Source organism: Mucilaginibacter sp. NFX135 (assembly GCF_048565145.1).
Taxonomy (GTDB): domain Bacteria; phylum Bacteroidota; class Bacteroidia; order Sphingobacteriales; family Sphingobacteriaceae; genus Mucilaginibacter.
This window is the reverse complement of sequence record NZ_CP183412.1, coordinates 664912-690757: the sequence shown is the minus strand read 5'-3', so window position 1 is coordinate 690757 and position 25846 is coordinate 664912. Positions and strand designations below refer to the sequence as shown.

At 43.9% G+C, this 25846-nt stretch carries 28 protein-coding genes and 1 pseudogene; 16 read left to right on the top strand and 13 right to left on the bottom strand.

Features of this window, described 5'->3' with window-relative positions; genetic code table 11:
• Window positions 1-95: 95 nt before the first annotated feature.
• Window positions 96-1151 carry a hypothetical protein gene (locus ACNURT_RS03035; protein ID WP_419700492.1) on the bottom strand — a complete coding sequence of 352 codons (1056 nt, stop codon included), beginning with the start codon at window positions 1149-1151 and terminating at the stop codon, window positions 96-98.
• 286 nt (window positions 1152-1437) lie between these two features.
• Here ACNURT_RS03035 and ACNURT_RS03030 point away from each other — a divergent pair, with 286 nt between their 5' ends.
• The 3 genes from ACNURT_RS03030 (at window position 1438) to ACNURT_RS03020 (ending at window position 4357) form a co-directional block, all read left to right on the top strand.
• A complete protein-coding gene (locus ACNURT_RS03030; RefSeq protein ID WP_419700491.1) occupies window positions 1438-1866 on the top strand; it encodes a CBS domain-containing protein in 429 nt (142 codons plus the stop codon).
• Window positions 1867-2123: 257 nt separating this feature from the next.
• Entirely contained in the window at window positions 2124-3359 is a 1236-nt protein-coding gene (locus tag ACNURT_RS03025) for a DEAD/DEAH box helicase (RefSeq protein WP_370995927.1), read from the top strand.
• Window positions 3356-4357, top strand: a complete 1002-nt coding sequence (locus tag ACNURT_RS03020) for a glycoside hydrolase family 43 protein (RefSeq protein ID WP_419700490.1) — start codon at window positions 3356-3358, stop codon at window positions 4355-4357. Before ACNURT_RS03025 ends, ACNURT_RS03020 begins: the two co-directional genes overlap by 4 nt.
• A gap of 411 nt (window positions 4358-4768) precedes the next feature.
• Here ACNURT_RS03020 and ACNURT_RS03015 read toward each other — a convergent pair whose 3' ends face one another.
• From ACNURT_RS03015 to epsC, 3 genes are all read right to left on the bottom strand, one after another.
• Window positions 4769-4960, bottom strand: coding sequence for a DUF5808 domain-containing protein (locus ACNURT_RS03015; RefSeq protein ID WP_419700489.1), 192 nt, complete (start codon window positions 4958-4960; stop codon window positions 4769-4771).
• A 37-nt stretch (window positions 4961-4997) separates the two neighbouring features.
• A complete protein-coding gene (cysM, locus tag ACNURT_RS03010) occupies window positions 4998-5870 on the bottom strand; it encodes a cysteine synthase CysM (RefSeq protein WP_419700488.1) in 873 nt (290 codons plus the stop codon).
• A gap of 119 nt (window positions 5871-5989) precedes the next feature.
• Window positions 5990-6799, bottom strand: coding sequence for a serine O-acetyltransferase EpsC (gene epsC, locus ACNURT_RS03005; RefSeq protein WP_419700487.1), 810 nt, complete (start codon window positions 6797-6799; stop codon window positions 5990-5992).
• Between the two features lie 440 nt (window positions 6800-7239).
• Here epsC and ACNURT_RS03000 point away from each other — a divergent pair, with 440 nt between their 5' ends.
• The 8 genes from ACNURT_RS03000 (at window position 7240) to ACNURT_RS02965 (ending at window position 12888) form a co-directional block, all read left to right on the top strand.
• Window positions 7240-7569: an ArsR/SmtB family transcription factor gene (locus ACNURT_RS03000; RefSeq protein WP_419700486.1), complete on the top strand. Its 330-nt coding sequence runs from the start codon at window positions 7240-7242 to the stop codon at window positions 7567-7569.
• A gap of 52 nt (window positions 7570-7621) precedes the next feature.
• A complete protein-coding gene (locus ACNURT_RS02995; RefSeq protein WP_419700485.1) occupies window positions 7622-8188 on the top strand; it encodes a DUF6428 family protein in 567 nt (188 codons plus the stop codon).
• An 18-nt stretch (window positions 8189-8206) separates the two neighbouring features.
• A complete protein-coding gene (gene arsN2, locus ACNURT_RS02990) occupies window positions 8207-8644 on the top strand; it encodes an arsenic resistance N-acetyltransferase ArsN2 (protein ID WP_419700484.1) in 438 nt (145 codons plus the stop codon).
• Complete coding sequence (locus ACNURT_RS02985) at window positions 8644-9075, top strand: arsenate reductase ArsC (RefSeq protein ID WP_419700483.1); 432 nt, start codon at window positions 8644-8646, stop codon at window positions 9073-9075. The genes arsN2 and ACNURT_RS02985 overlap by 1 nt, the downstream gene beginning before the upstream one ends.
• Window positions 9065-10132 carry an ACR3 family arsenite efflux transporter gene (gene arsB / locus ACNURT_RS02980; RefSeq protein ID WP_419700482.1) on the top strand — a complete coding sequence of 356 codons (1068 nt, stop codon included), beginning with the start codon at window positions 9065-9067 and terminating at the stop codon, window positions 10130-10132. The genes ACNURT_RS02985 and arsB overlap by 11 nt, the downstream gene beginning before the upstream one ends.
• A gap of 315 nt (window positions 10133-10447) precedes the next feature.
• Window positions 10448-11242, top strand: a complete 795-nt coding sequence (locus ACNURT_RS02975; RefSeq protein WP_419700481.1) for an NIPSNAP family protein — start codon at window positions 10448-10450, stop codon at window positions 11240-11242.
• A gap of 313 nt (window positions 11243-11555) precedes the next feature.
• Complete coding sequence (locus ACNURT_RS02970; protein ID WP_370995916.1) at window positions 11556-12440, top strand: sugar phosphate isomerase/epimerase family protein; 885 nt, start codon at window positions 11556-11558, stop codon at window positions 12438-12440.
• A 301-nt stretch (window positions 12441-12741) separates the two neighbouring features.
• Window positions 12742-12888, top strand: a complete 147-nt coding sequence (locus tag ACNURT_RS02965) for a hypothetical protein (RefSeq protein ID WP_419700480.1) — start codon at window positions 12742-12744, stop codon at window positions 12886-12888.
• Here the strand turns inward: ACNURT_RS02965 and ACNURT_RS02960 are convergent.
• From ACNURT_RS02960 to ACNURT_RS02940, 5 genes are all read right to left on the bottom strand, one after another.
• On the bottom strand, window positions 12871-14385 hold the full coding sequence (locus tag ACNURT_RS02960; protein WP_419700479.1) for a S41 family peptidase: 1515 nt from the start codon (window positions 14383-14385) through the stop codon (window positions 12871-12873). The genes ACNURT_RS02965 and ACNURT_RS02960 overlap by 18 nt on opposite strands.
• A gap of 89 nt (window positions 14386-14474) precedes the next feature.
• Window positions 14475-15827 carry an MFS transporter gene (locus ACNURT_RS02955; RefSeq protein ID WP_419700478.1) on the bottom strand — a complete coding sequence of 451 codons (1353 nt, stop codon included), beginning with the start codon at window positions 15825-15827 and terminating at the stop codon, window positions 14475-14477.
• 653 nt (window positions 15828-16480) lie between these two features.
• Window positions 16481-17275, bottom strand: a complete 795-nt coding sequence (locus tag ACNURT_RS02950) for a molybdopterin-dependent oxidoreductase (RefSeq protein ID WP_419700477.1) — start codon at window positions 17273-17275, stop codon at window positions 16481-16483.
• Window positions 17256-17963: a cytochrome b/b6 domain-containing protein gene (locus ACNURT_RS02945; RefSeq protein WP_419700476.1), complete on the bottom strand. Its 708-nt coding sequence runs from the start codon at window positions 17961-17963 to the stop codon at window positions 17256-17258. Before ACNURT_RS02945 ends, ACNURT_RS02950 begins: the two co-directional genes overlap by 20 nt.
• Before the next feature lie 18 nt (window positions 17964-17981).
• Complete coding sequence (locus tag ACNURT_RS02940; RefSeq protein WP_419700475.1) at window positions 17982-18818, bottom strand: DUF1223 domain-containing protein; 837 nt, start codon at window positions 18816-18818, stop codon at window positions 17982-17984.
• Window positions 18819-19070: 252 nt separating this feature from the next.
• Between ACNURT_RS02940 and ACNURT_RS02935 the strand changes: the two genes are divergently transcribed.
• The 4 genes from ACNURT_RS02935 to ACNURT_RS02920 all read left to right on the top strand — a co-directional run bounded on the left by ACNURT_RS02935 (window position 19071) and on the right by ACNURT_RS02920 (window position 20873).
• The gene (locus ACNURT_RS02935) at window positions 19071-19643 is read left to right on the top strand and encodes a sigma-70 family RNA polymerase sigma factor (RefSeq protein ID WP_419700474.1); all 573 of its coding nucleotides are present in this window, start codon (window positions 19071-19073) and stop codon (window positions 19641-19643) included.
• A 10-nt stretch (window positions 19644-19653) separates the two neighbouring features.
• Window positions 19654-19932: a hypothetical protein gene (locus ACNURT_RS02930; protein WP_419700473.1), complete on the top strand. Its 279-nt coding sequence runs from the start codon at window positions 19654-19656 to the stop codon at window positions 19930-19932.
• Window positions 19933-20012: 80 nt separating this feature from the next.
• Window positions 20013-20495: a DoxX family protein gene (locus tag ACNURT_RS02925; RefSeq protein ID WP_419700472.1), complete on the top strand. Its 483-nt coding sequence runs from the start codon at window positions 20013-20015 to the stop codon at window positions 20493-20495.
• Between the two features lie 96 nt (window positions 20496-20591).
• On the top strand, window positions 20592-20873 hold the full coding sequence (locus ACNURT_RS02920) for a hypothetical protein (RefSeq protein ID WP_419700471.1): 282 nt from the start codon (window positions 20592-20594) through the stop codon (window positions 20871-20873).
• 60 nt (window positions 20874-20933) lie between these two features.
• Here ACNURT_RS02920 and ACNURT_RS02915 read toward each other — a convergent pair whose 3' ends face one another.
• The 4 genes and pseudogenes from ACNURT_RS02915 to modA all read right to left on the bottom strand — a co-directional run bounded on the left by ACNURT_RS02915 (window position 20934) and on the right by modA (window position 23657).
• Entirely contained in the window at window positions 20934-21521 is a 588-nt protein-coding gene (locus ACNURT_RS02915) for a dihydrofolate reductase family protein (RefSeq protein ID WP_419700470.1), read from the bottom strand.
• Between the two features lie 201 nt (window positions 21522-21722).
• Window positions 21723-22212 (bottom strand): annotated as a pseudogene (locus ACNURT_RS02910) (ATP-binding cassette domain-containing protein); the annotation flags it as partial.
• Window positions 22209-22880 (bottom strand): molybdate ABC transporter permease subunit, encoded by a 672-nt coding sequence (gene modB, locus ACNURT_RS02905; RefSeq protein ID WP_419700469.1) that lies wholly within the window; start codon window positions 22878-22880, stop codon window positions 22209-22211. The gene modB and the pseudogene ACNURT_RS02910, both read right to left, overlap by 4 nt.
• A 24-nt stretch (window positions 22881-22904) precedes the next feature.
• On the bottom strand, window positions 22905-23657 hold the full coding sequence (gene modA, locus ACNURT_RS02900; RefSeq protein WP_419700468.1) for a molybdate ABC transporter substrate-binding protein: 753 nt from the start codon (window positions 23655-23657) through the stop codon (window positions 22905-22907).
• Window positions 23658-23918: 261 nt separating this feature from the next.
• On the opposite strand from modA, the gene ACNURT_RS02895 reads away from it, so the two are divergent.
• Window positions 23919-25829, top strand: a complete 1911-nt coding sequence (locus ACNURT_RS02895; protein WP_419700467.1) for a 7TM diverse intracellular signaling domain-containing protein — start codon at window positions 23919-23921, stop codon at window positions 25827-25829.
• Window positions 25830-25846: the final 17 nt, after the last annotated feature.

Sequence of the window (25846 nt, the reverse complement as noted above, 5' to 3'; positions counted from 1 at the left end):
TCAATGCTAAAACGATTATATGAAAAATAAATTACAAACAGCTGTGAATAGCTGTGTAAAAATGTGGTTATATAAAAACGGACTTCTTTTTAGACTTAATGTTTGCCAAAATTGAATGAGAGGTCTGAGGCCAAACCAATGGTTACATAACCATAACTATCCTCAAAAAACTGGTTATAATCATCCTGTCCGCGGTAACCACCACCAACCATCAGGGCTGTGCTTGGCATAAACGGGAACTGGTAATAATACTTCAAACTTACATTTAGTCGTTTCTTAAAATCAACGGCCGAATAATTGTCGTACTTATCAGCTATGTAAGTAAAATCAAACCGGATACGCTGCCAGTTTTTGTACACTTTTTTCCCTTTTTCCAAGGGATCGTCATAAGCTTTGGCCAGGTTATACATCCGGCTGCCATTAACCCTGATAAATCCGTAATGATCCTTTAATCCTTCAGACATGCCCAGGCCAAATAAACCGGCGTGTACTTCAAGGGCTATATTATCGTAACGATTAATGATCAGGTTTTCTTTATCGATCCGCTTACCGGTATAATAGGTAAGCGTATAAAAGTTGGTGGTAAATTTTCCGCTGTCGCGATTAAAGCTGCCATCTGGATTTAATGACGGGCCCCTTACCCCGTTCGAGTGATGTGAATAGCCAAAGGACAAAAACTTTGGTTTATAAGTATCCTCATTCAACCGGTAAAATATGGTAGCCCCGGGCATAAAGCTTGGCGATTTTACCGGAGCTCCATGAGAGGCCAGCAAACGTATTTTAACTCTTGCTGTAAAAGTGGCAAAAAACCGCGATTTGGGTGTTTGGAATAAGATAAAGTTGGGCGCCAGATCGGCAGTTAACTGGGTTTTTATCTTGTTAAAATAATCATTACCTCCCTCGGAGGTCCGCAGGTTTTGTATAAAGATATTATCAAAGGCATTATTGATCAACCGCCGCTTTAACAGAACAGAGTCGGCGGTGGTGTCAGCCACAGATACACCCGGTTGCTTAAGAGCCGTGTCTTTAGCCATCAAACTGGCAGGCAAAGCCAGGCAAAGCAGGCAACAGATCACTTTTAAGGCAGGGATTAATTGGATATAGCGGGCGTTGTTTTTAAAACGCGTTTTGTGGGGTATAAGATTGATCAATGTAGTATGAATTATTTTGACCGGTAGTTAAAGACCTAAAACCAATAATTTCCTGTCGCACAATGTTAAAATACTGTTAAAAATTACGGGGCAATATTAGATATTATTCTTTTTTATGAGGCATATGCAGTGTCAAACAAACGTAAAAGCTATCTATATACCCATTAGATGGCAATTCCCTGATAAAATGCTGAATTGTTGATATTTATAAGCAGGGTATCTCTTGTTTTTCAATTCTGTTTGTTATATTTGGTTATAGCCAATTCGTCATTTTAACCTTAGTGCCATGATAAAAGTTTCAAATATCCTTGCCCGCAAAGGCGGCCGCATAGTTACCATTGATGCCGGTAAATCAGTTTTGGAAGCATTAAAATTAATGGCTGATGAAAACATCGGCTCGGTGGTTATAATGGAGGATGGCGAATACGCCGGCCTGCTTACCGAACGTGATTATGCCCGAAAGGTGATCCTGAAAGGAAAATCATCCCATGAAACCCTTGTGCGCGATATTATGAGTACCGGCTTACCCCGCATACTACCCGATAACTCCATCGAAACCTGCATGCACATCATGAGCGAAAGTAATATCCGCTATCTGCCAGTATTTATTGATGATGCGCTGTGCGGTATTATTTCTATCAATGATCTGGTTACAGAAACCATACTATCTCAATTAGAAACCATTGAACAGCTAAAGAGTTATATACACTCATAAGGGGAGCAAGAATTTCGGGAGCAAGGAATAAGGCCTTTGGGAGTAAAGACAATTTGTTTTACCATTCCTTCCTTATCCTCTCTCCTTAATCTATATATCTTTGTTCAAAAAATCCTTATTCCTTGCTCCAAAAACTCTTTGTTCCAAAAAGTCTTTATTCTTTGCTCCCGAGATCCTTGTTATCCTTGTCCGTAATTCAAAAACTTGCTCCTTGTTCCAAAAATCTATACCTTGCGTAACACACCAAGTAGAACATAGTGACGTTTCAGGATTTCAATTTCAACGAACAATTATTCGAGGGCATACAAAGTATGGGCTTCAACAACCCAACGCCCATACAGGAAATGGCCATACCCGTAGTTTTAAAGGGTCATGATCTTATTGCCTGCGCACAAACCGGTACCGGTAAAACCGGCGCTTATTTGCTGCCCATATTAAATTTCATCAGCAATAGCAATAAACACCATACCAGCGCGCTTGTTTTGGCGCCCACCCGTGAGCTTGCCCAGCAAATTGACCAGCAGGTAGAAGGGCTGGCTTATTTTACGGGCATTAGCTCCATAGCTGTATTTGGCGGTGGCGATGGCGCCGTTTACGAGCAGCAACGCCGGGGCATTCAAAATAATGTGAACATTATTATAGCTACACCCGGCAGGCTGATTGCCCACCTTACATCAGGGGTTTTAAAGCTGAACCACCTTACCCATCTGATACTGGACGAAGCCGACCGGATGCTGGATATGGGTTTTTCTGATGATATCAAAAAAATCATTAGTTATCTGCCCAAAAACAGGCAAACGCTGCTTTTCTCAGCCACTATGCCCGGCCGTATCCGCGCACTGGCTAAGGCCATTATGAAGGAGCCCGAGCAGATCAATATCGCCCTGTCGCAACCCGCTGTAGGTATCGATCAACAGATCTACCGTTTGCATGATCAGCAAAAAACACCTTTGCTGCAACTCATTCTCCGCGATTCTGCCTATGCCAGTACCATTATTTTCGCATCGCGCAAGGAGATCGTTAAATCATTATACAAAGAACTCAAAGCCATCAAAATTAACGCCAATGCTTTTCACTCCGATCTGGAGCAGCGTGAGCGTGAGGAAATATTGCTGCAGTTCAAAAACAAACAGTTACCGGTAATTATCGGTACCGATGCCCTGTCGCGCGGTATTGATGTGGAGGGTATCGACCTGGTGATCAACTATGATGTTCCCGGTGACCCGGAAGATTATATCCACCGTATTGGCCGTACCGCGCGTGCAGCCACTACAGGAACCGCCATCACCTTTGTAAATCACCGTGATGAACGTAAGCTTAAGAACATCGAACAACTCATAGAACGGCCTATCCGCCTGGTAGGTTTACCCGATGAGCTGGCCGCTATACAGCCTACGCATAGCCATAGTGCCGATCGATCGGACAATAAAAAGAAACCCAACAGACGTTTTAATAAGAAAAAACCAAAGAACAATACTAATACCCAAAAATGAACAGGAGCACAGCCCCAAAGCTGCTTTTAAGCGTACTATTAGGCGTAACATTATTAACACCTGCTGTTAATGCCAACGCGCAAGACAAAAAAACATCAGGCAATCCCGTGGTTGAAGGCTGGTATGCCGATCCCGAAGCCAAAATATTTAACCACCAGTACTGGCTGTACCCCACTTATTCGGCCAAATACAACGAGCAGGTATTTATGGATGCTTTTTCATCGCCCGACCTGGTGCATTGGACCAAACATCCCCATATTATTGATACCAGCGGAGTTAAATGGGTGAGGCGCGCGCTTTGGGCTCCCGCAGTTACCGAAAAAGATGGCAAATACTACATTTTCTTCGGCGCTAACGATATCCAGAACAATAACGAAAAAGGCGGTATAGGTGTAGCTGTAAGCGATAAGCCCGAAGGCCCTTTCAAAGATTACCTGGGCAAACCCCTTATCGACCAGATCATTAACAAAGCCCAACCTATCGACCAATTTGTTTTCCGTGACGATAACGGCCAGTACTATATGATATACGGCGGCTGGGGGCAGTGTAACATCGTGAAGCTAAAGAACGATTTTACAGGTGTTGAGCCTTTTGAAGATGGCGTAATCTATAAGAAAATAACCCCCGAAGGTTATGTAGAAGGCCCTGTGATGTTTAAGCGCAAGGATAAATACTACTTTATGTGGAGCGAAGGCGGCTGGACTGGTCCGGATTACCGGGTGGCTTATGCCATTGGCGACACCCCTTTTGGTCCATTTAAGCGCATTGGCACTATTTTGAAGCAGGATGCCAGCATTGCCACCGGCGCCGGTCACCACTCGGTGATCAACGTACCGGGTACAGACGAATGGTATGTTGTTTACCATCGCAGGCCGCTTACCGAAACGGATGCCAACCACCGGGTGATGTGTATCGATAAAATGTATTTTGACAAGGATGGCAACATTCAACCCGTGAAGATCACCAACGAAGGCGTGACTGCCAGGAAGCTGAAGTAGTAAAAACTTTTAAACCTTTAATTTTAACACTTTTTTAGTCGAAAACAGGGTAAAATAGCTTAGTTATTCATCATTTTTATTCCGTTTTATCTCCATTTTAACACTTTTTAACAAATTTTTGATGGGTTTTGAAGACTTTAAAAAGTATTAATTTATTTACTATCAAACAGCCACATACCAACGGTCGGTTTTTAGTCTTTTTCTCTTAACCAAACAGCCCGCTTGTCTTTTGAAAGACAAGCGGGCTGTTTGATATATAAATGTACGAAATGTTAAAGAGACGATCAAATTTGCGGGCGGAGAAAATTTGCCATGCTGAACAAAGTGAAGCATCTGTTTCGCGATACACCTATCGAAGAAGATCCTTCGTTCCTCAGGACAACAAATATTAGGATAGACAAGCGTGACGTGTCACTTTTTAAAAACAATAGCCCATACGACCAAGCCCGCTATAGCCGCCATAATTACATAGCTGGCGGGGCGGGCAAAGTTCAGCGTCCAGCCCATAAACCTGATGCGTTTGGGGACGATTGTGCGCGGATCGTTTTTATTGAAATAAAATACCCCGTATTTATAGTTTGAGCCGTCTTCGATAGGTTCCATATCACCAGTAATTTACTTACTCAAATATAAGCTTTAATTACCCAAACAAATCACTGCTCAAATACCTGTCGCCGCGGTCGCAGCAAATGAATACGATAACACCTTCTTTGAGCTCAGCGGCCAATTTGATAGCTGCTGCCAGCGCACCGCCACTGCTCATGCCGGCAAATATGCCTTCGGTTTTGGCCATTTCACGGGCCATCTGGGTAGCTTCTGCTTCCGAGATATCCATTACCCGGTCGACCCGGCTGGCATCAAATATTTTGGGCAGGTAGGCTTCAGGCCAGCGGCGGATACCAGGGATGGATGAACCCTCGGTAGGCTGGCAGCCTATTATCTGTATATCCTTATTCTGGTCTTTAAAATACCGGGAGCAGCCCATAATGGTGCCCGTGGTACCCATTGCGCTTACAAAATGGGTGATCTTACCTTCGGTATCGCGCCATATTTCCGGACCGGTAGTTTTTACGTGGGCCATGTAATTATCAGGGTTCGCAAACTGGTTCAGCAGGAAATAGCCTTCAGTAGCGCCTTTTTCTTCGGCATAATCGCGGCAAAGTTCAATTCCTTCCAGCAAGGTTACTTTGGCGCCATAGGCCTCCATGGTTAAGGTACGCTCACGGGTAGAATTGGAAGGCATCACCAATTCGATCTCTAAACCAAAAAGCCGCGCTATCATAGCCAGGGCAATGCCGGTGTTGCCGCTGGTTGCTTCAATCAATTTAGTCCCCGGTTTTATATCACCCCGTTCAATAGCGCTGCGGATCATGTTGAGCGAGGCCCTATCCTTTACGCTGCCGCCGGGGTTATTGCCTTCCAGCTTGGCGTATATTTTTACGTTGGGATTGGGGTTAAGTTTTTGTATTTCAACCAGGGGCGTATTTCCTATGATATCAATAATGCCAGCCATAAATTTTATCTTTTTAGTATCAAGTCGTTAGTATCAAGTATCACGACGTTCTTCTTTTGTTATGTATATACAATCTCATTAAAATCTTGATACTTGATACTAACGACTCGATACTATATTTATACTTCATCACTTTTCAAAGTCCGGTGACTTGGGCTATGGTACACTCTCGAATGCGGGGGTACACTTTTAGTAAGCCATACGTTACCCCCTATAAGGCTGTTATGCCCAATAACGGTTTCGCCGCCCAGGATGGTAGCCCCGGAGTATATCACCACATGATCTTCCACCGTTGGGTGCCGTTTGGTATTGGCCATACTTTTATCCACACTCAGGGCGCCCAGGGTAATTCCCTGGTACAATTTTACATGGTTACCGATAATGGCGCTCTCGCCTATCACAATGCCGGTACCGTGGTCGATATAAAAATACTCGCCGATCACTGCAGCCGGATGTATGTCGATACCGGTTTTGGAGTGCGCGTATTCGGTCAGGATCCGGGGGATCAAAGGCACATTGTCGGTATACAAACTATGCGCCAGGCGATATAAGGATATGGCTAAAAAGCCCGGGTAGGTACGCACTACTTCAAACTCACTTTGTGCAGCAGGGTCGCCATTAAAAATGGCCTGTATATCCGTATTCAAGATCCTGAACAGCTCCGGAAGTCCTTTAAAAAACCGCGCCGCCCGTTCTTTATTATCACAATCGTTGCAACCTTTGGTTACCTCCATCATGTGGTGCAGTTCATTCTCCAGCAGGGCAAACTCTGCCTTAAGTGCGGCAACATCAGCAAATATTTGCCCGGTTTGCTCGGGATATAGCAAATGAATTACCTGGAGCGCCCACCGGGTGATCTCCTTGTTCGATGGCACGGCCTCCAGCCTTTGTTGCTTGTTAAAAATTTGCTCGTAAAACTCCTCACTCATGTTTTATGCGGGCTGTTGTAGAAAACAGCGCGTTATAAATGCAAGTTTAGGCAAAAGAATGTGTTTTGTATGTAAAAAACGCTACTTAATTGATAGATATACAGGCTTGGCGATGGGTGTGCTATTGGTGAAGTGGTGTTTTGCCTGATATAGACGACTCACCCCGCCTGCGCTTCGACTTGATTGTTTTTCTTCTATGTCATTGCGAGGAACGACGAAGCAATCTCTTCGCGTTTAAACATGCGAGGAGATTGCCACGCTACGCTCGCAATGACATGGCTTATTTGTTATTTAAGACCCCTCTTTCCGCCGCAGGCGAAGAGAGGGTCGGCGAGCGCAGCGATGCCAGGGTGAGTCGATGCCGGTTGCTATGTATCCCCAAAAAAATAAAAAATAATTCTTGACAAATCGATATTAATCGTAATATTGCAATATATATTATGGGAATCACCAAAACAGAAATATTCACCGACGAACAAAACAAATTGGCCGTGCAGTTAAAAGCTATAGCACATCCCGCGCGTATTGCCATATTGCAGCACATTATAGCGGCCAAAGCTTGCATCTGCGGCGATCTGGCCGATGAGCTGGGTTTGGCGCAGCCCACCATTTCGCAACATCTTAAAGAGCTGAAAAACGCGGGATTGATACAGGGCACCATAGAAGGCGTAAGCGTTTGTTATTGCATAGAGCCAAAAGCCTGGAATAATTTACAAACGGAATTAAATGTGTTATTCTCCTCGTACAAGGACCTGAATAGCTGTTGTTAAAAATTTTTTACACCAATCAATCGCAATATTGCAATAATAAAATATACCGATCATGAACAAAGTAGAAGCCATCAATTGGGCAACGTTTAAGGAAACACTGTTACAGCATCCCGACCTGGACCTCCAATTTCAATATGCCGAAGGTAAACTGGTGGATGCGGCCTATCACATCACCGAAATTAAACAGGCGCCCATTACCTCGGTTGATTGCGGCGGTGTGATGAATGCCTGGACCGAGATCATTGTACAATTATGGGTTCCCGAAGCCGAACAGCAGGAGCGATCTATGAAGGTAAAAAAGGCTTTGTCTATTGTGGATATTGTAGAAAAAATGCTGCCTTTAAATCCCAATGGAACGGTTAAAATAGAATTTGGCAATTCGGAATTTGATACGCGCCAGATGTTTCCGGGAGATATGATCGTGAGCGGCGAAAGCCTGATCATCGACCTGCGCCCGGATGCTGTGCAATGTAAAGCGATCAGTCGCGGCGGGAGTTGCGGAACAAACGAAAAGGGCGAGGAATGCTGTGCACCAGAGCCCGCAAAACCAAAGGTAGAATTAAAGAACCTGGCTGTTAAAGCCGAAGTCTGCTGTACACCGGGTTCGGACTGTTGCTAAATATTTACGAATACAGATATGAACATTGAACAGGCACAAGCTTACAGGCAGGAGATCATTGCATTGCTGGAGTCGCAAAAGCTCCCTGTAAATGATCTTCCGGACAACTTAGATGATTTTCTGGTTGCCATACAAAATCAAAAAATTGTTGGCGTTGCGGGATTGGAGGTTTACGGAAATTTTGGTTTACTGCGCTCACTCGCCGTACACCCCGAATTCAGAAACTCAGGTATAGCGCAGCAATTGCTACAACGCATAACTGAAGAAAGCAGGTCAAAAGGCCTCGTGGCACTTTACCTGCTCACGGAAACGGCAGCAGATTATTTTGACCGGAAAGGCTTTCTGCGCATCACCAGGGACGAAGTGCCTCCCGTGGTACAGCAATCGTCGGAGTTCAGCCATGTTTGCCCGGTTTCTGCCATCGTTATGAAAAAAATACTAAAAAATAATAACTAATGAAAAATGTATTGGTGCTTTGCACCGGAAACAGCTGCCGCAGCCAGATAGCTGAAGGTTACCTGCGTTATTTTGCAGGCGACAAAGCCAATATTTACAGCGCGGGTATCGAAACACATGGGGTTAATTCGCGGGCTATTGAGATCATGAAACGCGATGGAATCGACATCTCCCATCACACCTCCAACAATGTTAATGAATACCTGGATATTGATTTCGACTATGTGATCACCGTTTGTGATAACGCCAAAGAGAGCTGCCCGTATTTCCCGACAAAGGCTGTAAAACTGCATTACAACTTTCCCGACCCGGCAAAAGCAACCGGCACCGAGGACGAGATCATGGAGCAATTCAGGCAGGTGCGCGAAATGATCAGGCAGTATACCCAAAACTTCGTGAACGAAAACTTAAAAACATCCCATGCTGGTTGAACATTGCGCCCCGGTGGTTGAGCGTAAAAAGCTGAGCTTTTTGGACCGGTACCTTACGCTCTGGATATTCCTGGCGATGGCCGCAGGGGTGGCTATTGGTTATTTTATACCATCATCGGCCGGGTTCATCAATTCATTTTCCAGCGGTACAACCAATGTTCCACTGGCTATCGGTTTGATCCTGATGATGTACCCGCCATTGGCCAAAGTAAAATATGAAAACATGGGCCAGGTATTTAAAGATACTAAAGTATTAAGCGCCTCTTTGGTACTCAACTGGATAGTTGGACCAATACTGATGTTCTTTTTGGCCATAACCCTGCTGCACGACCATCCGGCTTACATGGTAGGATTGATCCTGATCGGCCTGGCCCGCTGCATAGCCATGGTAGTGGTATGGAACGAGCTTGCCGAAGGGAACCGCGAATATGCCGCCGGGCTCATCGCCCTTAACAGCATTTTCCAGGTATTACTCTACAGCGTATACGCCTGGGTATTTATCACCATTTTGCCGCCGTTGTTCGGCCTTAAAGGTCTGACAGTACATATTACCATGAGCGAGATAGCCAAAAGCGTGGGTGTTTACCTGGGCATCCCGTTTGCCGCCGGCATCATCAGCAGGTACACGCTCATCAAGATAAAAGGTGAAACCTGGTTCCAACAAAAATATGTGCCCTTTATTTCACCTATTACGTTGATCGCCTTGCTGTTTACCATCATGTTGATGTTCAGTCTTAAGGGCGGTCTTATCGTACACATCCCCTTTGATGTTGTGCGGATAGCTATACCGCTGGTTATCTACTTCGCCGTAATGTTCCTGCTGAGTTTCTTCATCGGTAAATCATTCGGGGCCGATTATTCAAAAAGCATCTCCATCGCCTTTACGGCCACGGGGAATAATTTTGAACTGGCTATCGCGGTAGCCATCGGCGTGTTCGGCATTAATTCCGGCGAAGCTTTTGCAGGTGTTATCGGTCCGCTGGTGGAAGTGCCCGCTTTGATCGCCTTGGTAAACCTGGCTTTCTGGTTCAGGAAGAGGTACTATACAGACAAGTAATAGGATAGGGCTGTCACCCTGAGCTCCGTCGAAGGGTAGAGCGCAGAGGCCAGCCCACCATGCTTCGACAGGCTCCATGACAGCCCTATTTGTGTCATTGACATTGCTGTGGGAACGACGAAGCAAGAGCCTCACCCAACCCTCTCCAAGGGAGAGGGCTTTAAAATACTTTTTTGAAGTCTCCTCCCTTGGGGGAGATTATTACATGAGGGCTTCGCCGTTTAGAGGGGGCTCTCGCTGCGCTCGCGATTGACATATTTAATAATACGTTTTACCTTTATCTTATTACCTTTATTTTATTAACCAAAATATTCCATGAAACGACGTTCATTCCTGAAAGCTTCAGCTTTAACGGCCGCGGCAGCCGGTATATCAGCCCAAAACAGTATGGCAGCCATCACCAAAGAAAAAAGCAGTACCGAGTTTTACGAATTGCGTACCTATCTCCTAAAAAACGAAACGCAGCAAAAACTGGTGGAGGATTATTTTCAAAACGCAGCCATCCCGGCACTCAATAAACTGGGATGTAAGCACATCGGCGTGTTCACCGAGCTAAAACCCGAGGGGCAAACCAAAATTTACGCGCTGATTCCGTTTAACAATCTAACCGATTTTTTAAACGTACAGGAAAAACTTAACCTCGACCCGGTTTACCTGGAAAAAGGAGCTCCTTATTTAACCGCCCCGGCTACCGAACCAGCTTATGAGCGTATTGAAAGTTCGTTATTAAAAGCTTTCAAGCATATGCCCAAAATGGAAGTGCCCAAAAAAGGTCAGCGTATTTTTGAGCTGCGCCGGTACGAGCACCCCAGCGAAAGCGCGGGTCAAAAGAAACTGGAAATGTTTAATGATGCCGGCGAGATAGATATTTTTAAAAAGCTGGGTTTTAATCCCGTGTTTTTTGGCGAAGTTATTATCGGCGATCACCGGCCCAACCTAACCTATATGATCACGTTTGACGACCTGGATGCCAAGGCCGCACACTGGAAAGCTTTTGGCTCCAACCCCGAATGGAAAAAGGTAAGCAGTATCCCCGATTACGCCGATGCTAAGCTGATAACCCATATTACATCAACATTGTTACAGCCGACAGCGGCGTCGCAGGTTTAGCCGATCTGTGGGATTAATTGCAGGGAAATCCTTTAAAGATCATCAAGATTCGTTTGGCTGAAGTCGTCTTTCTTTTTATTATTTCCCGCCCCATAAATGGGACGGCAATGAATTTAGGACCTTTTTTGTCATGGACCTTTTTTATTCATTGCCGTTTGGCTTCAGCCAACGGACTATTTTCAACATACAAAATGGCTTTAGCCTAACCTTTCAGACGAGCTTTTTAAAAACATTTCACAGGAGGCAGTAATAATCGCTTGCTTTTAGTGTTCATATTACACTATATTTACATTAACCAATTAAAAGTAAATCGATGACAACCAGACGTTCATTTCTCAAAACTTCGGCATTAATTTCTGCCGGACTTTTAGCGGCTCCGAACTTATTTGCTTACGATAAAAAGTATATCGGCCTGCAATTGTATACCGTGCGTGATGCCATGTCAAAGGACCCGGCAGCGGCTTTGGCTAAAGTTGCCCAGGTTGGCTATACCTCGGTTGAGGGCGCTACTTATACCGGCAACGAATTGTTTTACGGCATGGATGCTAAAGCATTTAAAGCGCTTTTAAAACAAAACGGCCTCATTATGCCAAGCGCGCATTACCGCCTGGGCGAGGAGCAGGTGAACGGCGCCTCACAAAAAGGCACTATCCTGAATGATTGGGAAAAAGCGGTTACCGACGCGGCCGAAGTGGGTGTGAAATATATGGTATGCGCTTACTTATCAACACCAGAGCGCGGTAACCTGGATCATTATAAGAAAATAGCCGAAGATTTTAACAAAGCAGGCGAGATCTGCAAAAAATCGGGCATACAACTTTGCTACCACAACCACGATTTTGAATTTATACAGGAAAATGGCAAATATCCATACGAGATCCTGCTGGCAGCAACTGATAAAAATCTGGTGAAATTTGAAATAGACCTGTACTGGTTAACCAAAGCCAACCAGGACCCTATCGCGCTGATTAATGAGCACCCGGGCCGTTTCCCGCTGTGGCATGTGAAAGATCTGGATAAAACGCCCGAACGCAAATTTACAGAGGTTGGCAACGGCATTATCAATTTTAAAAAGATATTTACCCAGGCCAATAAAGCGGGCTTAAAGTACTTTTTTGTAGAGCAGGACATTTGCCCCGGCGATCCTTTCGACAGCATTACCCAAAGCATTACCTACATTAAAAAGAACTTAGTTTAACGTGTACCCGGGGCGGGGCCAAATGTCATTTCGACAAACAGCGATGGACAAAGCGTGCTGGGGTGAGGAGAAATCTTTTACGCCACGCAATCTAAAATGGTATATCGTATAAGATTTCTCCTCGTGCCTCGTTCGAAATGACAGTTTTTTTGTTGATATTGGATACCGTCTCTAATCTCATACTAATGTTAGTTTAAAAATACTGTTACAATAGCACATTATACACAAACCATCGTTTTATATATAAAGCGATGGTTTTGTTTTATCATATCCGGTCGCTCCTGCACAAATTTTAATACCTATGAAAATGCAGATCGATATCAATATGATAAAATGCTTGCTGATAGCATTGGCAGCATCATTCCTGTTTGCCTGCGCGGCAGAAGCGCAGCAGGGCAAACAGCTAAAACCCCTGCTTAAACAGCAGGAGTTAGCGTATCAGGCTTAGGGCCTTTTTCAAATCAGGGTCTGTTTTATTCACTATGTCTTCCGGACTATATTCTACCGGGTAATCGGGCATAATGCCGCGGCCCGGCGCAGGGTGCCTGGCAACCGACACAAAGCGTAACAATGGAAACTCAACAACGATATGTGTATTGGGTAATGTTAAATGCTGTATAGTTCCGCCGCTACAGCCCTCGGCACCGCCTGCCGTTTCCCGACCAATAAATTTGGCGTTTTTACAAAATGTTTTGATGGCTGTTGCTGAAAGCGCTCCTGAAGAAAAGGTAGCGCCATCAATTAACACCAACAAATTGCCTTTGAAGTGAGCCGTTTTATCAAGAGGGGCGATGCCAAGCAAATTTCCAAAAACGGGTCTGAAATCAACATGGTAATAAGCGCCCTCTTTAATATGTGTTGGGTTGAAGCTTTGGTTAAAGCTTGCCGTTTTTGCGGTATCAAAGTATTTTTCGAAATGATTGATGGCGGGGTTAGGCAACCTTGATCTTACATCGCCAACCATTGGGAAAGGCGTATCAGCCAGATAGCTCAATAATTTTGCTCCCACCCTGATATCGCCGCCGGTGTTATGCCGCAGATCAATGATCAGGTTTTTTATCCCTTTTTCATGGATCTGTTTAAAAGCCTCCTTAAAAATAGTTGTATCGTTATATTGATAACTATGCACCTCAAACCATGCGGTTGAGCCGCTTTTTAAAAATCGCAAGGGTAAATAATCTGTGTTTTTAGCTATTATCCAACCGGCATAATTATCACCCGTTTTGGGATGCTCCAATTGCGCGGCGCCTTTCACGGCGGCATTAACGTCCATAGTTTTTAATGCCCCTTGTTTAGTACGCAGGGAGATGTGATAAGGGGGAGTCCAGTGGTAATAGTAATTGCAGGCATCCTCAAAACCGTCATATTCACTCAAAAATAATTCTTTAAAGGTTTTATTATGTCCATCACCGGCATACAGATCAGATCCGTGATCAATAATAGCGGCAACAGGAACATTATTTATACTTACTATCTCATCTCCGGTATGAAGTTCCGCTATCTGATAGGTGGTGATCCAGGCCTGGTTACCGCGAACTAATACTTCAAAAGGTAAATGCGATACTTTGGCATCTTTGTATGCTTCGGAATGTTTTAACTGTGTATGCCCGCAACCGAGTTTGCTTATCAGCGGATAAATCCGGCTAATAAAATCTTTTTCGGACAAGGGCGTATCAATGGACCCGGCCACCTGATCATAAACTTTCTGCAAGCTGTCTGGGGTCATATACATGCCGTACGCCGGATGCATCTCCTTAATGGCCGACCAAAGTATAGAAAGATCGTCATGCATGCTTTTTACAGCTAATTTTTGAATCGCGGCATCTGCACTGGTCGGCTTTAATGATGCCTCCTTTTTAGACCCCGGCTGATGACAAGCTGCAATTATAATCGCTGTAAAAAAATAAAGAAAAGTTTTGAAGACCGGCTCAAGGTTTGTTTTCATTGTTAATAAGGGGATGTGTACTGTTTTTAAATATAAATAAAAACAGATACATTATCCGAACCATGATTGGCCTGATTAAAGGATTCTAATCAAGGTTCAGATACCCCTTTTCGCTCACGGAACCGGCTAAAAAAAATCAAGGCCAGTATGCAAAGCACACATCCGCAAATACCGTTAAGCCGCAGGCCATAGTCGTGCCCCGGATCTTTACCATAAACGGTTAAAAAGGCAAATAGTGCTATACCCATTGTTTGGCCAAGTTTCACAAAAAGATATTTAACCGCGAAGAACATCCCTTCACTGTTCTCACCGGTTTTTTTGGCGTCGTTCTCGGCAATTTCGGCCAATATAGCATTGGGTAATATGCCCAGCGATGCCAGCGGGAACGATGTGCTTAACACCAATATATAAACCTGTGCCTTTGGCGATAGCGGGAGTTTCCCCAGGAAAAATATGGCCACAAAAATGAGACTTAACCAGCCAAACGAAAAAAGCATAATGGTTTTTTTCCCTATCTTTTTAGACAAGTAATTGATGAGCGGGTAAAACACCAATGAAAACAACACCATAACCCCCATCAGCAAGCCGCCCATTGATTCGGGCAGGCGCAGCAGCACCTTCACAAAAAACAGTAAGCCGCTTGATATGATACTAAGCGCCATGTAGTACGAAAAATCGGAAATGAGGTAGTACTTAAAATTGCTGTTGCTGAAAGTTAAACGAATTGCAGAAAGCAAGGGCAGGTGGGATGGGAGGCTCCTCGAATATTTCTTCTCATCAATAGCCAAAACCGGCACCAACATTACGAGGCCCGCAAACACACAAAGACCTAAAACGGTGTATTGTACAGCGGTATCCCGGTTGGGCGTATGGAGGATGTGCTGCAGCAGATCGGCAAAATTATTGACCAGGGCCGATATAATAATACCTATCACAAAACCAAACTGCTGCAAGGAGGATAACCTTACTTTTTCGGCGCCGGTACGCGCCAGTTCAGGCAACAGGGCATTGTATGGAATGATGTAAGTTGTTGCACCCATAAAAAACCCGATAAGCGTAAACGTGAGCCATATGGCATTAGTGATACTTTCGCCTTTAACCGGGGGATAAAAAGTAAGCGAGCAAAAAAGTATCGCCGGTACAACCGCCCATTTCATAAAGGGAATACGCCGGCCTTGCTTATTGTTGCTTTTATCGCTCAATGAGGCTATAAAAGGATCAAACAGGGCATCCACAAACCTGCCCGAAGCCGCTATGAGCGACATGATATTAAACACACCAAAAACAAGCAATTGGGGCACTAAGGGTATCAGCCCGGCGTTGGATGGCGGCAAGTAGAAATAGGGCAGCATCACAATGATGAGATTGGTCATGATGCTCCAGCCTATCATTCCACAGGCATAAGCAAGTTGTTTTGAAAGTGGCAGTTGAGCAGCCGGCATATATGCAATATGCAAATATTATGCAGATGTGCAAATTATAGATGTGCAGATTGTAGATGATGGATAAATTGAATACTCTTTGATTTATTGAATCATTGAATTTTATTGAAAAGGTAAGCCGTTAAGGAGTTGATGAATATAGGTATGAGGACACTAAACAACATTTGGGCGTTTCCGCCAGCCGGCGGACGGGCTCATACGCCTGCAGGCCTTAGGCTCATGGCCGGTATCCGCTGCTATCCCTAACGCGAGTTTTAATTATTGAATTAATGATTTAGTGAATTACTGATTAAACTCAATCATTCTTTTCCTCCGTCAACAGAACAGCTTCGGGCGAAAGCGGGCAGAACGATGACGGCCAGGTGCGGCCGCAAGGGCATAGCAAGTTTTTGCTGAAGCGCAGGATTGTGCGAACGAAGTAGGGCAAAATAATTGCAGCCCGTGGTTCTGTCCGTTTTGCAGGGCAAAGGCCATGTGCGGCAAAGAAGCATTTCTGCTGACAGCCTTTTGGTTACTTTGTGGCTACAAAGTAACTGGCCCTCCCGCGGCCAAGAGCGGGTAAGCGGTAGGCTTGGTGAAGAAGATCCTTCGTTCCTCAGGATGACAAACTTAAAGAGGTCGATTCGTTCCTCGCAATGACGCGTCATTCTGTTTTACAAGCCCGAATAATAATCATATCCTTGTTCGGCCCAGTAATCTGGCGGGCGGGTATCACTAAAACTCATACTGCCAATGCGTTTTAAGTTTTTAATCCCGTATTTCACCGGGATGATCAGGCGTAAAGGCGCGCCATGTTTGGGCGGCAGCGGCTTTTCGTTCACCTCATAGGCCAGCAGTGTTTGCGGGTGCATGGCGCTGGGCATATCTATCCCAACATAATACTCCTTATCCGGGGTGGCTAATCCCACATATTGTAATTCCGTTTCAGCACCGAGCTTAAAATGATTGATAAAATCACTGAATTTCACTCCACCCCAATGCGATATCTGGTCCCAGCCCTCCACACATTTAAAATCATATACAATATCTGTTTTGGGCAGGGCTTTTAAATCATCCAGCGAGATCTGCAATACTTCACCGGTATGTTTTTTTACCTGCAATTTCCAGGCATCTATATCTATTTTTCCTTCCGAACCGATGTCGCTGTTATGGCGCACATTTTTTGCCGCCATTTCTTTGGGATAGGTTTTAACCAGGTTGTTATTGCTAAAAATACGGCGAAAAGCCAGTTCTGTTTTGTTCAATGCCCTTCTTAAAGGCGCACGGGCACCCGCGGTCATGGTCCGTGCTTCCTCGGGCGAATTGTATAACCATTTCCAGCCGCCATATGCCACACTCCCCGCCACAATAAAAGTACCGAACGAGAGAAAGTTGCGCCTCGTGATCTTCTGCTCAACGGTAAGCGGTTTTTTAGGCGATTTCTGCTTTTTACTGAATGTTTTTTTCATCACTTGATGGTGTAATTTCAATAACAGGTTTAGGTTCGTCGTTTATCACTTCAAATCCGGAGATTACTGACCGGAAGTTGTTCCACCCGGCCAGGATCACCTGCACTACATGGACCACAAAAAAAAGCACATAGCCAATAGTCAGCGCGAAGTGAAGGATGCGGGCAAAATGGTAGCCCCCACAAAGCCAGGTGAGGTAATAAAACTGTACCGGTTTATAAATAGCCAGTCCGGTTATCACCGAACCCATGCCCATGATGATGATAGCTGTATAAGCGATACGCTGGGCAGCATTATACTTGTTTTGTGGCGGCGCCATTTTACGGATATGCAGATCGTGCAGTAACACCAGCCAGGCCTCTTTGAATGAATTTTTTTTCGGCACCAGTTCGCGCCATTCGCCCGATATGATAGTGTACAGCACATACAAAATGCCATTCAGCGTAAAAAACCACATAAACAAAAAGTGAAAAGCCATCCCTTCTGAAAGGCGGTGGGGGATACGCAAAGCATTGTAAAACCAATCAGGGAAAAAGCTGAAAAAGGTATGCCCGAACAAGGTTATCTTATACTCGTCATTTGCCCAATAGATCAGCATTCCGCTCCATATCATAATGGTGAGTATCGGAAAGTTTACCCAATGCGTCCAGCGCATGGCTAAAGGATGTTTCTCTTTAATAACTTTCATCACGGGGCAATTATTGAATTAGTGATTTAGTGAATTATTGATTTTGGCTTCCAACTTGCTCGCATTAACAGTTGTCATTAAGTTGGCTTTGGCGGCGGCTAAAATTTCGCCGTTGGTTTTGTTTTGTACCAAGCCAATTATTTCCCAATCCTGTGTATTTATTCCCTGGGGTAAAGTAATAGTTGTATTACCATTGCCGCCTGTATTTAGAGGCTGGCTTTGTATTTTACGCACAATTTGAACATGCGATAAAGTGCGACCACCATTTTCGCCGCGTTGAACTTTGGTTTGCGCTGCTTTTTGCACCAGGGCTAAAAGCAGGTCGCTATTTTTTTCGGCGCCGGCTACACGGTACTGTATGGTAATATGATCCGGTTCTTTTTGGATGTTAAGGGTTAAAGTTGCCGCGGGATTAGTTCTCAGACCGGCGGTGATAGCATTGCGCAAGGTACCTTCTTCCGAACCTACAAATTCCTTTTTGCCGTTAACCACAATTTGCGGTGTATAAACCGATTGCAGGTTTAACCAATTGGCGTACTGATTTTGGCGTTTGGAGTAATCGGCGCTGCTAAAAACATCTTTCCAGCCCAGGCGGTTCCAATAATCAACGTGAAATGCCAGTATGTAAACCAGCTTGTCCTTATCTTCTTTTTGTATTCGGGCCACCAGTTCGTCGGCTGGGGGGCAACTGGAGCAGCCCTCTGATGTAAAAAGCTCCACTACGGCAAAACCTTTGCCATCGGCTGCTATTTTATTTTTTACCGGGGCCTTATCTTTAGGAATAATAAAAGCCGCCAATACCATAACCGCGGTTATAAAACCGGCGGCAAGGGCAAATATTTTAATTGATCTCATATTGCTGTTGTTTGATATACGTTTTTCCTGCTTAGTCGGGTTGCGTATCGTAACCTTACAATAAATTTTATTTTTTCTTTTAAGAATGCCGGTTGGGTTATACCGGCACAAATCTTTTATAATTATGAGGTATATGTAAATTTAATTAATAAATAGGATTATATCACTGCGACTTAAAAAAACAAGTGTTGCTTTGTAAGGATTTAAATGCGCTTACGACTAATGTTTAAATGTTATGAGTAAATTTATTTAATGGTAACTGAAAAACAATTACTGGACCCGCGCAATTGGGTAAACGCCCATGCCGATTACCTGTATTCGTACACGCTGTCGCGTCTTAATGATGAAGAACAGGCGAAGGACCTGGTGCAGGAAACCTTTTTGGCCGCTTTAGAAAAAGTGGATCGCTTTGAGGGCAAAAGCACCGAGCGGACCTGGCTTACGGCTATTCTGAAAAATAAGATCATTGATGTATACCGTAAAAAATCATCGGGCCTGGCCAACATAAGCGAGAAAAAAGCCGAGGAAGAACAAAAAGATTTTTTTGAGGAAGATACCGGCCATTGGACCGAAGCCCACCAACCCCTGCCATTTGGCATTGAAGATCATGAACCCTTAAGGGGCAAGGAGTTTAACCATATCCTGCAATTATGTATGCAAAAACTCCCTGTGCTATGGAAGTCGGTTTTCACCATGAAACATATGGACGATGCCGCTACGGAATTTATCTGCAGTGAACTCCGGGTTACCCAGGCCAATTTTTGGGTTATTATTCACCGGGCCAAGCTTAGTCTGCGGGCTTGCCTGCAAAAAAACTGGATCTAAAACATTAATCATGAATCACTTAAAACGAGTTATATACAACTGCAAACAAGCCACCCTGCTCATCGAGAAACGACAGATCAAAAGCTTGAGTTTCCGCGAAAGCATCGAGCTCAGAATACATCTGGCCGGTTGTTCCATGTGCCAACTGTACAATAAACAAAGTCAGATTATCCACCAGATGGTGCTACAGCTTTTTCATGATACCGAACTTTACACATCAACGCTCTCGCTTGATGAAAACTTTAAAAAAGAACTGCAGGATCGTATTGAAGAAGAACTGAATAAATAATTAATGCTTTGTAAGGTTTGAATATATTTTACGACTAAGGGCTGAGTAAACCGTCTGTAGTTAATCTTTATACTTCAAACATGAACAATACTATCTTTTCCGGATCGAAAAAAAATTATCAGGAATGGGCCCCTTTAATTTTACGCCTTATTATTGGTTTTGGCTTTATGGCCCATGGTTGGGTCAAATTAAGTCGCGGCCCGGCAGGTTTTGAAAAACTGCTTGCGCAAACTGGCGTACCCTTTCCGCATATTACTTCCTGGATAGCCCCGTTAACCGAGTTATTGGGAGGCCTGGCTATTTTATTAGGTGCATGGGTTGGCATAATAGCTATCCCGCTTATTGTAATCATGCTGGTGGCTATGTTCACCATTCAAATTCGTTATGGGTTTAGCGCTGTTAAAACTATCGGACTAACATCAAAGGGGCCAATTTTCGGTCCGCCGGGTTATGAGATAAACCTGTTATATATAGCAGGCCTCATCTCTCTTATTTTTACCGGTGCAGGTAAGCTCTCCATCGACTCGCTGATGAACAGGAGAAAGAACAGTCCTGAAGTTTAATAAAGTTTAAAATACTTTGTAAGGTTTGAGTAAGCCGCCCGACTAAGGGTTAAATGTTAATAACGAACCACACATTAAAATTTTAAAAATCAAAGTATGAAATCAATTATTTCAGGCGCTTTAGCCGCAGGTTTAGTAGCCGTATGTTTAACCTTAAGCGTGCAGGCCAAAACAGTAACTCCATTAAAAGTATCAACCGTTGCGGTAAGTGATACCGGCAAAATGGACAAGATGAGCAAAGGCAAAAAAATGGACAAGGTGTCGACTGACAAAATGGGCAAAGACAAAATGTCGAAGGGTAAAATGAGCAAGGATAAGATGTCAAATGACAAAATGGGCAAAAAGAAAATGTCAAAAGACACTGCAAGTAAAATGTGAGTTGTGTATTGTTTTGAGCGGGAGGGGCTTATACTCCTCCCTTTTTTATTTAATATTTCCCTATCTGGTGTAATGCAATAAAACTGTACCGCAAGCAAATGGTTTACAGTTCACAAGCTTCAGTTCTGAATCATTTTTTAAAGGATTAAACGTTTGTTGTCCGTTACCAAGCGCAACAGGATTTATAAGCAAATAGAGCTCATCAACCAAATCATGTTGAATTAGCGATGATGCAAATGAATCACCCCCATAAACCATAATGTCTTTTCCTTCTTCATTTTTCAGGGCTTTTATTGCCTCTTCTAAATTGCCGTTTATAATGGTGGTTTTGTCCCATTTACTGGCCTCGAGTGTATTTGAAAAAACAATATTCGGGATCTCTGTAAATCGTTTTCCAAGTTTATACTCCGTTTCATCAGGATTGCTCGCTACATCGGCCCAATATGGAATAAAACCTTCTCCTGTTTTTCGCCCATGTAAAATGCAGTCAACATTTTTAAGATTGTCGATGCTAAAATCAGACATTCCGCTGTCCCATTTATTTTCAAGCAAAATGTTCATTTGTAATTTTAACTTTCTCATGTCCATCCGTTTTAGGGTAAATTGATGTTTCAAAGTTACTTGCTCAAGCGCAGCGTGAAAAGGCATGATCACGACATTTTAGCGTTATGATTACGACATTTTGGAGCCCTGTTTTAAGAATTCAAGGCCCACAATCGCATTACTCAAACACCATTTCCTCATCGGCCCAGCCTTCAAGCTCTTGTGGGTTATGGCTTACAATAAGGGTAGTTATATTCAGCTCTTTGATCACTGTTTTCAGCTCCATTATCAATTCGGCTTTCATTTTAGCATCAAGGGCAGAGAAGGGCTCATCCATTAACAGTATCCGAGGCTTGGTGGCCAACGCGCGCAATATGGCTAAACGCTGCTGCTGCCCACCCGACAGGTAATCGGGCTTGTGTTCCTGTAAAGTATCCAGTTTACCCAAAAGCAATAGTCTTTTTATCCAGGCTTCATCCCTGGTGGCGTATTCCAGGTGTTGCCTTACGGTCATGTTTGGAAACAAGGCGTACTGCTGAAAAACAAAACCGGTATTTCTTTTTTGAGGGGGTAGGTTGATTTTTGTTTCCGCATTAAACCAGGTAATACCATCCGTTATGATGGTTCCTTGTTCCGGTGTTAACAATCCGGCTATAACCTTTAAAAATGTTGTTTTTCCCGACCCGGATGGTCCGTATATTTTGGTAATGCTGCCGGTAGCAAATTGCCGGTTAACCCGCAATACCTGTTGCCCGTGATAGGCTTTTAGTTTTTTTTCGATAGCTATACTGATCATCCCAGGGGGCTTTTTGCCTGATACTTATTAAACACAAAAACACCTGTCACCAGTACAAAGGTAATGGCAAATAAAATGAGCGAATAATTGTTGGCCATAGCATAGTCCCGCTGTTCCACGGCATCATAAACCGCGATGGACGCCACCCGGGTTACGCCCGGAATACTACCGCCAATCATGAGCACTACACCAAACTCGCCCAGGGTATGGGCAAAAGTAAGTACCGCTGCTGTTAATAAAGATGGTTTTATGTTGGGCAGCAATACATACCTGAATGTTTGCCATTCGGTTTTACCCAGGGTGTATGAAGCTTCTGCTAAAGCCGATGGCAATTGCTGTAAGGCCGATTTTATCGGGCCTACCATAAAGGGCACACTATAAATAACCGATGCCAGCACCAGACCCTGGAACGAGAATACAAACTGCACATTAAATACTTTCTGCAGCCAGTTCCCCAAACCATGCTGCGGACTAAAAGCCAGCAACAAATAAAAGCCCAGTACCGATGGAGGCAGTACCAGTGGCATAGTAATAAAAGCTTCTATGATGATCTTAAAAAGCGACCGTCCTCTGGAGAGCCACCAGGCAAAGGGCAAGCCTATAACAAGCAGTATCAGGGTGGTAATACCTGCCAGTTTTAAGGTGAGCCAAATGGGTGAAAGATCCATCAGTTGGTATAGAGTTAAATGTTTTTATGGAAGTCGGTAACCATATGCGGTAAATATCCGTTTTGCACCGGGGCTCAATATGTACTGATAAAATTTTTCGGCATCGGGGTTGCTGGCTCCATGTTTTAACAGCACCAGTCCCTGCAATATGGGTTCATACTGTTTTGGATCAATCACCTGGTAGTACAGCTTTGTTTTGCTGCCGGTTTCTTTAATAAGCGACTGCGTGGTAAAGCCCACATCAACCACCCCGGTGGTGATATAAGTATTTACCTGTGATATGCTTTCGCCGTTAACAATTTTGGGCTGTACATCGTCCAAAATACCTTTCCGCTGTAATAATTCAGTAGCTGCTTTACCGTAAGGTGCTATAGCCGGATTGGCAATGGCTATTTTTTTTATCCGGGCGCTCAATAATAAACGCTCCCAATTGGTAAAGCCGATATTTTGCGAGCTGCAGATGATCAAACTCCCGGCGGCATAAACAATTGGTTTCTTTTCGGCGAAGCCGTTTTTAAACAAGGTTTCCGGAAAACTCATATCGGCCGACAGAAATACATCAAAAGGGGCGCCGTTGCTGATCTGGGCCACCAACTTTCCGGAGGAGCCAACAATAGGTTCGATCATGATACCGGTTCTTTGTTTAAAATCCTTCTGCAAAACCGTTATAACCGATTGCAGATTAGCCGCGGCGGCCACCCGTACATTCTGTGCCAGCGCTATGCTATGCAGCAAAAGAGTTGCAAGTGATAAAAATATAAGCCCCTTTTTATTCATAATGTTCAATAAAAGATACTAATATACACTGTTAGCCTATGAGTAATGATTATTTGGCCGTTTTTTGAAGCAAAAACGATTAAATTAGGTGTATAATACTTATTTACACCGGGTTAAATAAGTGTATAAAGTACCTTTAATAGGATAATAAAAAGAAAACTATTATAATTGTATCCGGCCTGACACTAACCAAAACTAACCAGCTTCGATACCGGTAATTATTGATTACCGGTACCGAAGATCCCTTACCTGCTTGTGAGCATGTTGAAACTTTTATTGCGGTCATTTCTGTTAACCAAGGTTTTCTTTTTGTGCCTTACTATAAACGTGTGCGCGCAAAATACAGTACCCATAAATGATAAGGTACAGCAGCATATATTTGAATATAAACAGCTTTTATCCCTGGAAGATACCACTGGGAAACTTACTTTTAACCAGGTAAAAAACCTGGCGCTTACCGGCAGTTTTAAAGTTAACACCGAACCAACCCCCGTAACCAAACATCCCGGCTCTGCGTACTGGTACCGTTTGAAGATCGGTAAAAACCAGGACACCAAAAACAGCTGGATCCTGGAGTTTTTTGATCAAACCATTGATAGTATTACCGTTTATTCACCCGGCATACAAGGTAGTTACCAGGTAACTTATCTGGGCAGCCGGCATCCCTTCGGGGCCCGGTTCTATCAGCATAAAAACCTCACGCTTAACCTAAACCCCAATGCTGATAATGATGGTGTTTATTACGTCAGGATCAAATCAAACCATTCAGTAAACATCATTATCGTACTCCGTTCGGTAAGCCGGTTTATCAGTTACGCGCTGGATGAGTATTTCTTTTTTGGTGTTTTTTATGGGATGATCCTGGTATTCGGTCTGTACAATTTCATGATGTTTATTGCCATGCGGCAGATACAATACCTGTATTACATCGCCTACAACATCAGCATTGGCTTATATGAAATGTGTGCCGATGGCATCGCTTACCAGTACATGTGGCCAAACGCCCCTTTCTGGAACCAGTATGCTTACGGCATAGCCTTATTTGCCGCCAGTATTTTCGCCGTGCTGTTTACCCAAAAATTGCTTAATTTAAAGGTTAATGCACCGCGTCTAAATAAACTTATCCGCTGGGTAATTGTAGGGCGGAGCCTGTTTTTTGCTGCCTGCCTTTTGATCAATAATTGCTGGTTCAATTACAAGATCATTGAGTTTATCCCCTTGTCGCTTGCTTTTTATGCGGGTTGTTATACTTTGCTTACCGGATATAAGCCAGCCCGCTTTTTTGTAATTGGCTATAGCTTTTTGCTCATTGGCTTTATTATCAAAAGCTGCATCGCCCTTAATATATGGTGGCTGCCAGTTACTGAGTTTGATTATTATAGCCTCAGTGGTTGTTTTATCATGGAGATGTTGTTTATATCCTTTGCCATTGGCGATAAAGTACGCATCCTGAAAAAGGAAAAGGATGATGCCCAGCACAGCATCATTATGCAGATGAAGCAAAACGAAGAGCTCAAAGATGTGCTCAACAAACGCCTGGAAGAACAGGTACAGGAGCGCACCAAAGAACTGGTTGAAAAATCCGGGATGATAGCCGAACAGAACGAGGAGCTCAGGTCTGTTAATGAATTGCTGCAGCAACAAGCCGAAGAAATTTCAAGGATGAACATCTTGCTGGAAAAGGATAATATTATTTTACATAACGACATTGAAAAAGTTACGCACGACCGCGTAATGTCTGCCGAGGTTGATTTTGAAGAATTCAGCAGGATCTATCCCGACCGTGAAACCTGCTTTAAATTTCTGTCGGACTTAAAATGGGCCAATGACTATGCCTGTCGAAAGTGCAATAACACTCATTATGGCAGCGGGCACCTGCCTTACAGCCGCCGCTGCTCCAAATGCGGTTATGAAGAATCGGTAATAGCCTATACCATTTTACAAAATACGCGCATACCTATCAATAAAGCCTTTTACATGATATTTTTAATGTATTCTACCAAAGGCAAAATATCATCGCACAAGCTGTCCGAGATTCTGTCTATCCGTCAAAGTACCTGCTGGGCTTATAGCTCGCGGATTAAAAAAGTGATGGAAACCCGTAAAAAAGAGATCAAGGATGCCGGAAACAAAGGCTGGAGCAAGCTCGTGATCGACAATTCGGCTAATTAAGCCATTTCCCTGTTTAT